Below are 4,079 nucleotides of genomic sequence, written 5' to 3' on the forward strand. Positions count from 1 at the left end.
GCCCTGCGCGGGCAGGACCAGCGGGACTTCCAGGGTCAGCTCGTCCAGGGTGCGGCGGCCGGCCTGGTCGCCGGCCCGGAGGGCGAGCTCGACGAACGCCGTGCCCGGCAGCAGGACTTCCCCGCGCACGCGGTGGTCGGCCAGCCACGGCAGGCTGGACAGCGAAAGCTTGCCGGTGAGGACCGTGCCGCCCGAGCCGGCGAGGGACACGACCGCGCCGAGCAGCGGGTGCCCGGCCGGGGTCAGGCCGAGACCGCTCGCGTCACCGCCGGAGACCAGCCGAGGCCAGTAGCGTTCGTGCTGGAACGCGTATGTCGGCAGTTCGGTGCGGCGGGCGCCGGGGAACGCGTCGTCCCAGCGGACGTCGACGCCGTGCACCCAGGCTTCGGCCAGCGAGGTGTGGAACCGGGCGAGGCCGCCTTCGCCGCGGCGCAGCGAGCCGAGCGCGGCCACCTCGTCGCCGCCGATCGCCATGGTCAGCACCGGGTGCGGGGAGACTTCGACGAAGGTGCGGAAGCCCTGGCCCGTCAGCGCGGCCACGGCGGTGTCGAGCCGGACCGGACGGCGGAGGTTGGTGTACCAGTACTCGGCGTCGAGTTCGGTGCCGTCGAGCCACGTGCCGGTGACCGTGGAGAAGAACCCGGTCGTGGCCGCTCGCGGCCGGATCGGGGCCAGGACTTCGAGGAGGCGGTCCCGGATCCGTTCCACCTGCGGCGAATGCGACGCGTAGTCGACGGGAACCCGCTTCGCGCGGACGTCGGTGCAGGACGCCACCAGCTCGTCGAGCGCGTCCGGGGTCCCGGAGACGACCACCGCGGACGGGCCGTTGATCGCGGCGACCGACAGCCGCTCGCCCCAGGGCGCGATCCGGGCGGCCACCGCGTCGGCGGATTCGGCGATCGACACCATGCCGCCCTCGCCGGCCAGGGCCAGGATCGCCTGGCTGCGCAGGGCGACGACCCGGGCACCGTCCTCGAGGGACAACGCGCCCGAGACGACCGCGGCGGCGATCTCGCCCTGCGAGTGCCCGACGACGGCGGCGGGCTCGACCCCGTACGAGCGCCAGAGCCCGGCGAGCGAAACCATCACCGCGAACAACGCGGGCTGCACGACGTCGACCCGCTCCAGCATCGCGGCGTCGCGGATGACGTCGGTCAACTGCCAGTCCACAAAGGACGACAGCGCGTCCGCGCAGTCCGCCATCCGCGCGGCGAACACCGCGGACTCGCCGAGGAGCTCGACGGCCATCCCGGCCCACTGCGAACCCTGGCCGGGGAACACCATCGCGACCTTGCCCGCCGCGGCCGTCCCCTTGACGACGGCGGAGGCCGGGAGGTCCCCGGCCAGCGCGGCGAGCCCGGCGGACAGGCCGTCGCGGTCGCCGACGACGACCGCGCGGTGGTCGAACGCGGACCGCGTCGTCGCCAGGGACAGCCCGACGTCGCCGATCGGCGCGGTGACGTCCGCGAGCGCGGCGGCCTGGGCGCGAAGGGCCTCGGGCGACCGCGCGGACAGCACCCAGGGCACGACCCGGCCGGGCTCGTCGGGCCCGGCGGCCGGGAGGTCCTCGGCCTGTTCCAGGATCGTGTGCACGTTGGTGCCGCTCATGCCGAAGGCGGAGACCGCGGCCCGGCGCGGCCGGTCCGACGGCCACGCGCGGCGCTCGGTGAGCAGCTCGACCGCGCCCGCCGCCCAGTTCACCCGCGACGACGGTTCGTCGACGTGCAGGGTCGGCGGCAGCACGCCGTGGCGCATCGCCATGACCATCTTGATCACCCCGGCCACCCCGGCCGCGGCCTGGGTGTGCCCGATGTTCGACTTCACCGAGCCGAGCCACAACGGCGTTTCGCGCTCTTGACCGTAGGTGGCCAGCAGCGCCTGTGCCTCGATCGGGTCGCCCAGCGTCGTGCCGGTGCCGTGCGCTTCGACCACATCGACGTCCGAAGTGGACAGACCGGCGTCGGCCAGTGCCGCCCGGATCACCCGCTGCTGCGAGGGGCCGTTCGGCGCGGTCAACCCGTTCGAAGCGCCATCGGAATTCACCGCCGAGCCGCGCACGACGGCCAGGACCGGGTGGCCGTGGCGGCGCGCGTCGGACAGCCGTTCCACGACGACCACGCCGCTGCCCTCGCCCCACGAGGTGCCGTCGGCGGATTCGGCGAACGCCTTGCACCGGCCGTCCGGGGCCAGGCCGCGCAGCCGGCTGAACGCGATGAACGACCCCGGGGTCGGCAGCACGGTCACGCCGCCGGCGAGCGCGAGGTCGCACTCCCCCTGCCGCAGCGCCTGCACCGCCAGGTGCAACGCGACCAGCGACGACGAGCACGCCGTGTCGACCGTGAGCGTCGGTCCCTCCAGGCCGAACGCGTAGGCGACGCGTCCGGAAAGGACACTCGCGGCGTTGCTCGTCGCGAGGTGTCCTTCGAGGGCTTCGGCGGAGCCGAGCATGAGGGTGCCGTAGTCCTGGCCGTTGGAGCCGACGAACACGCCCGTCCGGCTGCCCTTCAGCGACGGTGGCCGGATGCCCGCGTGTTCGAGGGCCTCCCAGGACGTCTCCAGCAGCAGCCGCTGCTGCGGGTCCATGGCCAGCGCTTCGCGCGGGGAGATGCCGAAGAACCCGGCGTCGAAGTCCGCGACGCCGTCGAGGAAGCCGCCTTCGCGCACGTACGACGTCCCGGGCGCCTCCGGGTCCGGGTCGTAGAGCGAGCCGAGTTCCCAGCCGCGGTCCTCGGGGAAGCCGGAGATCGCGTCGTGCCCGCCCGCGACCAGGTCCCACAGCTGCGCCGGGGTGCGGACGCCGCCCGGGAACCGGCAGCCGAGGCCGACGATCGCGACCGGCTCGGTGGCCTGCGCCTCCTGGAGCCGGCGGCGGGTGTCCTGCAGATCGGCCGTGACCCGCTTGAGGAAGTAGCGGAGCTTCTCCTCGTTGTCCATCGTCTTCTCACTCCGTAGGTCGCGGGCGCGGGATCAGGAGATGCCGAACTCTTTGCCGAGGAGGTCGAACATCTCCTCGTCGCTGGCCGATTCGAGGCTCGGGGCGGCCGGTTCGCCCGCCCAGCCCGCGGTGAGCAGCCGCAGCCGTTCGGCGACGCGGACCCGGTCGGCCTCGCCGAGGGTGGCGCCGACGCGGCCGAGTTCGTCGAGCAATCCGTCGACCGTGCGCTCGTCCTCCCGCAGTTCCGCGGTCAGGTGCCGGGCCAGCGCGGACGGCGACGGGTGGTCGAAAACGAGCGTCGCCGGCAGGTTCAGCCCGGTGAGGCGGTCCAGCCGGTTGCGCAGTTCGACCGCGGTCAGCGACGTGAAGCCGGTTTCGCTGAACGCCCGGTCCGGGGCGACGTCGGCGGCCCGGCCGTGGCCGAGCACCGCGGCGACGTGCTCGCGGACGACGTCGAGGACCAGGTCGCCGGCATCGGCCGCGGACAGCCCGGCCAGCCGCTCACCGAGCCCGGCCGGCGCCGCGACGACCGGAGCCGCCGGGGCCAGCTCGGCGAAGAACGGCCGGGTCGCGGGGTAAGTGTCCCAGTCGATGTCGGCGACGACCTGCGACCGCGTGATCCGGCCGAGGACCGCCGCGGCGCCGGCCGCGGGCAGCGGGGTGACTCCGGCGCGCCGCATCCGGTCGGCGTTTTCGGCGGCCATGCCCTCGCCCGCCCACGGTCCCCAGGCGATCGAGACGGCCGCCCGGCCGGACGCGCGGCGGCACTGGGCGAGGGCGTCCAGCTCGGCGTTGGCGGCCGCGTAGTTCGCCTGGCCCGCGGCGCCGACCGTGCCGGCGAGCGAGGAGAACAGGACGAAGGCGTCGAGGTCGCCGGCCAGCTCGTCGAGGAGCCGGGCGCCGGTCACCTTGGCCCGCAGGACCTCGGCGAAGCGGTCGCCGGTCAGGGTGTCGACGACGCCGTCGTCGAGGACGCCCGCCGCGTGCACCACCGCTGTGACGGGGTGCTCGGCCAGCAGGGCCGCGACCGCCTCCCGGTCGGCGACGTCGCACGCCACGACCGTCACGCGGTCGTCCGGCGCCTCGCCGCCGCGCCGACCGGCCAGGACGACGGCGCCGAGCACGTCGTCCTGGCCGGTCGGCG

The 4,079-nt window shown here is 74.9% G+C and carries 2 protein-coding genes; both read right to left on the bottom strand.

Annotated features, from left to right (window positions below; translation table 11 throughout):
• Nucleotides 1-2,934: type I polyketide synthase (locus CCN39_RS26910; RefSeq protein WP_143264153.1), on the bottom strand; the 2,934-nt coding region annotated here is incomplete at its 3' end.
• Nucleotides 2,935-2,967: 33 nt separating this feature from the next.
• Nucleotides 2,968-4,079: beta-ketoacyl reductase (locus CCN39_RS52620; RefSeq protein WP_143264154.1), on the bottom strand; the 1,112-nt coding region annotated here is incomplete at its 5' end.

Source organism: Amycolatopsis kentuckyensis, assembly GCF_002155975.1.
Taxonomy (GTDB): domain Bacteria; phylum Actinomycetota; class Actinomycetes; order Mycobacteriales; family Pseudonocardiaceae; genus Amycolatopsis; species Amycolatopsis kentuckyensis.